The organism is Mesorhizobium sp. M4A.F.Ca.ET.090.04.2.1, assembly GCF_003999085.1.
Lineage (GTDB): Bacteria > Pseudomonadota > Alphaproteobacteria > Rhizobiales > Rhizobiaceae > Mesorhizobium.
Genome location: NZ_RZOT01000413.1, coordinates 1 through 5,546, shown reverse-complemented (window position 1 = coordinate 5,546; position 5,546 = coordinate 1). Strand labels below are relative to the sequence as shown.

Genomic DNA, 5,546 nt, shown 5'->3' with positions numbered 1-5,546 from the left:
CCAACATGCTGGCTTTCATCCATCTTGTCGCCGCCGGCGAGGCGCTGATGCTGGCCAAGCAGGGCGGGCTGGACCTCGCCCAGGCCTACCACGCCATCGTCGCCTCCTCCGGCAACAGCTTCGTCCACGAGACCGAAAGCCAGCTGGTGCTCAACGGATCCTACGATATTGGCTTCACCATGGACCTGGCGCTGAAGGACCTCGGCTTCGCGCTTCGTATGGGCAAGGATTTCGGCGTGCCGCTTGATCTCGCCGCCCGCGTCAACGCGATCTTCGAGCAAGGCAAGGAAGCCTATGGCGGTGGCGCCTGGTCGACGCAGATCGTCAAGCTGCTCGAGGAGGCAGTCGGCACCGATCTGCGCGCGCCCGGATTCCCGTCCAAGCTTGAAATCTGAGGCGGCTAAACTTTACAAGCGATTTCAGCGATTTGGGCGGCTCGCCAGAACAAGGCCGGCAACCGCCTGAATCAGTTTCTCAACGTCTTGATTCAGTATCTGAGCGTCAGCGCTTCGGGCAGGATCTCGAACGTCGCCGGTATCCGGCCCGGCGACTCACCATCTATGTCGACCAGCGCGCCGTTCTTTTCCACATCGCCGAGCGGTTCGACAACCACTTTCTTGCCGCGCAGGATGGTGATCGCCGGATGGTTGCGGTGCCGTCCGCCATAGAGCAGCCGGATGTCCCAGATCAGCCTCAGCTTGCTCGCCGCACGCAGGATTACGATGTCGAAGGCGCCGTCGCCGAGTTCCGCGTCGGGCGCGATCATCATGCCGCCGCCGAAGAACTTTCCGTTGGCCACCGCCACCAGCGCCATCCGCGCTTCGACCGGCCGGCCGTCATCGACAGTGATCCTGACGTCCTGGAAGCGGTAGCGCATGAACTCCACCACGGTGCGCCAGAAGAACAGCGCCTTGGCAGAGACCTTGCCCTTGCGCTTGTCGGCATTGACCGCGCGGTCGGTCGCCCCTGAAAGCCCAAGGCTGGCAATGTTGATAAAATGGCGGCTGGCCAGCGCGCCATGATCGTCGATGTAACAGATGCGCCCGGCATCGATCTTGCGCGGCTTGGCTTCGGCGATGTGCTTCAGCGTGGCATCGATGTCGCGCGGCAGGCCGAGCCCGCGGGCAAAGTCGATGCCGGTGCCGCAGGGCAAGAGGCCGAGCTCGCATACCCGGCCGGTTTCGTCGAATGCCTGCAGCAGCCCGTCCGCCGTTTCGCTGGCCGTTCCATCGCCGCCCGCTGCGATGACCAGGTCGAAGCCGCTGGCGGCGAGGTCGAGCGCCAGCCTTTCGGCATCGCCTTCGGCCTGCGTCTCGCGCAGCTCATAGCCACCAAAATGCTCCTTCAGCGAAGCGCTGACCTCCGGCCAGTGCCGCTTCAGCCGGCCGCCACCGGCAATCGGATTGAGAACCACCCCGACCTTCAAGCAACCTCCCCAAGAGCATGATCCCGAACCGATAGGTCAGCGTAGCAAAAAGTGGGAACCGGTTTTCGGAAAGATCATGCTCCAACAAAGAATTGGATCAGGACGGCGATTCAACGAAACGTCATCCGGATCTAGGAATGTCAGGAGCGCTTGCGCCTGGAATCCTTTGCCGGTATTGAAGCCCGCGCCGCCTTGCGGGGCAAGCGCCGAATGTCCGCCAATACCGGATCATCGCAGATCGCCGCCGCGTTTCGCGCCTCTTTCGTCGGCTGCCCGAAAAAATCCTGCGCCGCCTGGCTTGGTCCCCGATAATCCCGCTATCCACAGGCTGGTGGCGGTTCCCCAAAGCCCTTACCCGGCGTACGTTAAACCCATCTCAGGCGGCTACCGATCGCCCAGCCGAAAGGCAAAGCGGAAAGGCGGATTTCCTGAGGCCCGCACGGTCCGGAACGAGAGCAGGCTTGCCTGTTGGAGGGACGGATGCCGGCGGGGCCGCGGAAAGCGTGCGAACGCCGACGGCGGACCGATGCTGCCATGAAGGCCGGTGAAAACCTTCGATGGCACGCTGGGCGAAGCCCGCAAGGGTGGTGACCGGCGTGGTCTGGAACGGGCGCTGCCCTCGGGTGGCGACTGGCAGGACCGTCAAAATCAAGGCCGGCTTGGCGCGACATCTTTCGGGAGTTGCTGCCGCGACCGTGTCCTGATCTGACAGGGAGGCGCTGGGAGAAATCCCAGCGCCGACTGTTTTTGGGCTCTCTCTTCTTCGCGGCCTCCCGTCTCCGGTCGCCTTGCCGTCCAACCGTGGGCGTCTTTCGTCGGCCATGGACTTGCCCACGTGGCTTTCACCCCACACGCATGGCTGCAACGGGCGCCGGAATCGGCTAACGCTATCCGCTCCCGGCCGACCCGGACACACGCCGGACCGGCCTGACCGTCGCCGTGCGCAAGCTGCATACGGCGCTGCCGGCGCTGATCAAGGCCGGCGCCAGGCTCAAGCACGTCTACGACGGTTGAGGCTTTTCAGTCACAGCCGGAGCCTCGGAAACATTCCGTCACGCACAAATCATAATCGTGGCCAAATCCCGCCTTGTTCCCCGGCGACTGGTCATTTGGGAACGAATCCGAGGACAAGACCGTGATCAAGACCGCCCTTGTCGCCATGACCATCGTCGGCTGCGACTGCGACGCCAAGCTTTGCGAGTATATCGGCGAAACGCCGGCCAAGTGGGCGACGATCGCCGATTGCGAAGCGGCGATGAAAAGCCAGATGCTGCACGAGCGCAACTTCAACTATCCGCTGGTTTCAGGCATCTGCCGCGCCAAGGGTTCGGCGTCTTCCTCCGAGCTCGCCGCGATAGCCTCGAAGCCTGACCTGACGCCCAGGCAGGCCACGGTCGATCCGCTGCCGCCCGAGCTCAGCCACCGGCCCAGCGTCCCCGTCGGCTCGCCGGCCACGGTGGCGGAAACCGAAGCCGCGAAGCCGGTCGCCTATGAAGCGGCGGTCAATGGCGGCAGCGCGGTGCTCTACCGCACCAAGGCCGGCTACGCCGTGGTCAAGACCGATCTCAGCCGCGCCGCGTCCGCGACGGTCGGCATGGCGAAACGGTCGGCGGACTGGCTGGCCGGGATCGTGCCGAGCGGACTTTAAGCAACAAAGCGGGGCGACCCGCTTTTGTTTGATTGGTCCAGCCGCGCTGCCCGCTTCCCAGGGCCCGATCGATCTGGCATAGGACGCACCGCACATCAGGCGCCTGTTCGAAAGTCCCCGCCCTTGCATCCCGCAATTGAAATCATCGGCGCGTTTGCCGCGCTCATCACCACGCTTGGCTGGATTCCGCAGGTCGCCAAGGTGGCGCGCGAGCGCCGCGCCGGCGACATCTCGCTGTTCGCCACCGGCTCCATCGCCACCGGCGTCTTCCTGTGGACGCTTTACGGCCTGCTGATCGGCTCCTGGCCGGTCATCCTCGCCAATGGCGTCACCTTCCTGTTCGTGATCGCCATCCTCGGCATGAAGCTGCGCTTCGGTTGAAAATCAGCACCTGATGCACGATGATCCCGCCTTCCGGGTGGAGGGGTCGTTGCATGAAGTTCTTAGCCCGCGCGGTGCTGTCCCTGATGCTGGCGCTTGCGCCCGTGCATGTTCACGCCCAAGGCGACGACAAGACCGTCATGGTGCGGTCGGACGATCCGGAGATGACGACGGCGATAGAACAGGCGCGAGCCAGCCTGGATGACTTCCTGGCCTTGTCCGAGGCGCCGCCGCCGGGGACCGACAAATTCAAACTGAAGGTGATGATCGTCGATGGCGATGCGACGGAGCATTTCTGGGTCATCCCCTTCAAGCGCACCGCCTCGGGCTTTGCCGGCATTTTGGCCAACGAGCCCGAGATCGTCCAAAATGTCGTCTACGGCCAGTATATCGAATTCTCCCGCGACGACATTTCCGACTGGGGTTACATCAGAGACGGCCATCAGGTCGGCAGCTACACCGTCTGCGTGATGCTGAAGAAGATGTCCGAGCAGGATGCGGATGATTTGCGCAGCAATTACGGCTTCGACTGCTGAGAGCTAACCCGCCGCGTCGTCCGCGGCACCGATCTTGCGCACCAGCGCCGCCGTCGCCAGCATGGCGCCGAGATCTGCGATCATCGGCGCGATATGGGTCTGGTAGTCGATCAGCACGGAGATGTCCGGCAGCTCGAAAAAATTCTTGCTGCGCGGCATGAGCAGGAAGCCGTCACTGCCGTTGAGCGCGATGCGGGCCTGGTCATATGGCCATGTCTCGCCGAGCCAGGTCAGCGCGCTTGCCAGGCGTCCGGTGACCAGCGGCCTCGCCGCCTCGACATTGTCGGTGCGGAACTCGTAGCTGGCGTCGAGTTCCGGCACGCCGCAGGCCAGTTCCTGCAGCTTGCTGGAGAAAATGCCGCGGAAGAAGCCGACCACCTTGCCGGCCTTGCGCGCCGCAACCAACATGCCGGGGAACGGCTCGATGGTCTCGAAGGCGACGATGACGCCCTTGAAGACCGTCTGCTGGCTCTTGCCGGAGCCCTCCGTCAGCTTCGCCTCGTAGAGTTCGAAGGGAAAATCCTCGTAGCGGCCAGATATGATGTCGTCGAAGCTCTGCCGGTTGAACGCCCCGATCGTCTCCCGCGGCAGCCGGTCGAAGGAATTCGGCCGCACGCCATGCTGGTAGCGCACATCGCGGACGAAGCCGAAGATCATCGGCAGAACCGTATCGCGGAACGATTGCTGCAGCCTGGTCGCCGGTCTCACCGCCTGGAAATAAAGCAGCACCGCCGCCCCGAAGCCGCCGACATAGAGGAAGACGTGCGGCGTCGAGAACCATTGCTCGTTGGGGTCGGCGGCCGCGTTGAACAGCCAGGCGACAAGCGCCACGAACAACAGCACCAGGCCGACGAACAGCGGCACCCGCCAGCGGACCTGCCGGTAGGTTGAAGCCCGTTTCGCCTCATAGGCCTCGATGTCTTTCCTGATGCCGGCGATCACCGCCTCGCTCGGCATGAAATCCGCCGCTTCCATCGCCACCCCCGCCGCAGAGACTGTGCATCGTGCGGCCATGATAGCGGCTTTTGCGCAAAAGTCGTCAGACCTCGGCCGGGGTGCCGAAAATCGCCTTCAGCCGGCTCTCGACCTTGCCGCGAATCCCGCTCCCGAGCGCCTCCACGGGGACCAGCCGCTCATGGTCGCCGACGCGCTGCCGCATGAAGGGATGCTGCCGGTAGGCCGCCACGGCGCCGCGCATGCCGAGGTCGACGCCGACGTCGACGACGAGGATGGAGCCGATGCGGCCCGGCCATGGCTGGCGGGAAAAGGCCGTGCCGAGAAAATCGCCGAGCCCGTAGGCGACAAGCGTCTTGCCGATCCGCTCCACCGGCTGCACGACATGGGCATGATGCCCGGCGATCAGCCCGACGCCCTGCCCGGCCAGTTGTCTGGCCAGCAACCGCGTCTCCGGTCTTGGAAAGTGCCGGAACTCCCAACCCCAATGCGGCACTGCGCAGATGAGATCGACGCCCCTGGCCGCATCGCGCGGCCCAAGATCGCTTTGCATCGACACGCGGCTCGCGAACACCCCCGCATCGGCATTGCGCCACTGCGT

General features: G+C 64.3%; 9 protein-coding genes. 6 read left to right on the top strand and 3 right to left on the bottom strand.

What is annotated here, in order from left to right; translation table 11 throughout:
- Positions 1-395: NAD-binding protein (locus tag EN781_RS24275; protein WP_148669369.1), on the top strand; the 395-nt coding region annotated here is incomplete at its 5' end.
- Positions 396-487: 92 nt separating this feature from the next.
- Here the strand turns inward: EN781_RS24275 and EN781_RS24270 are convergent.
- Positions 488-1,426 (bottom strand): diacylglycerol kinase family protein, encoded by a 939-nt coding sequence (locus EN781_RS24270; protein WP_126058715.1) that lies wholly within the window; start codon positions 1,424-1,426, stop codon positions 488-490.
- A gap of 150 nt (positions 1,427-1,576) precedes the next feature.
- Here EN781_RS24270 and EN781_RS34475 point away from each other — a divergent pair, with 150 nt between their 5' ends.
- The 5 genes from EN781_RS34475 (at position 1,577) to EN781_RS24255 (ending at position 3,991) form a co-directional block, all read left to right on the top strand.
- Positions 1,577-1,738, top strand: a complete 162-nt coding sequence (locus EN781_RS34475) for a hypothetical protein (RefSeq protein ID WP_189347798.1) — start codon at positions 1,577-1,579, stop codon at positions 1,736-1,738.
- 232 nt (positions 1,739-1,970) lie between these two features.
- The gene (locus EN781_RS34470; RefSeq protein ID WP_189347796.1) at positions 1,971-2,135 is read left to right on the top strand and encodes a hypothetical protein; all 165 of its coding nucleotides are present in this window, start codon (positions 1,971-1,973) and stop codon (positions 2,133-2,135) included.
- A 426-nt stretch (positions 2,136-2,561) separates the two neighbouring features.
- The gene (locus EN781_RS24265) at positions 2,562-3,074 is read left to right on the top strand and encodes a hypothetical protein (RefSeq protein WP_126058714.1); all 513 of its coding nucleotides are present in this window, start codon (positions 2,562-2,564) and stop codon (positions 3,072-3,074) included.
- A 123-nt stretch (positions 3,075-3,197) separates the two neighbouring features.
- On the top strand, positions 3,198-3,455 hold the full coding sequence (locus EN781_RS24260; RefSeq protein WP_126058713.1) for a SemiSWEET transporter: 258 nt from the start codon (positions 3,198-3,200) through the stop codon (positions 3,453-3,455).
- A 53-nt stretch (positions 3,456-3,508) separates the two neighbouring features.
- Positions 3,509-3,991 (top strand): DUF2314 domain-containing protein, encoded by a 483-nt coding sequence (locus tag EN781_RS24255; protein WP_126058712.1) that lies wholly within the window; start codon positions 3,509-3,511, stop codon positions 3,989-3,991.
- A gap of 3 nt (positions 3,992-3,994) precedes the next feature.
- On the opposite strand, the gene EN781_RS24250 is transcribed toward EN781_RS24255, so the two are convergent.
- Positions 3,995-4,966 (bottom strand): DUF3137 domain-containing protein, encoded by a 972-nt coding sequence (locus EN781_RS24250; RefSeq protein WP_126058711.1) that lies wholly within the window; start codon positions 4,964-4,966, stop codon positions 3,995-3,997.
- A 64-nt stretch (positions 4,967-5,030) separates the two neighbouring features.
- Positions 5,031-5,546 (bottom strand): CapA family protein (locus tag EN781_RS24245; RefSeq protein WP_189347794.1); only part of this gene is annotated, 516 nt, incomplete at its 5' end.

Bases quoted from the DNA above. Each gene is read 5' to 3' on its own strand.
- EN781_RS24255 (WP_126058712.1), top strand. From the start codon at position 3,509: ATGAAGTTCTTAGCCCGCGCGGTGCTGTCCCTGATGCTGGCGCTTGCG.
- EN781_RS24250 (WP_126058711.1), bottom strand. From the start codon at position 4,966: ATGGAAGCGGCGGATTTCATGCCGAGCGAGGCGGTGATCGCCGGCATC.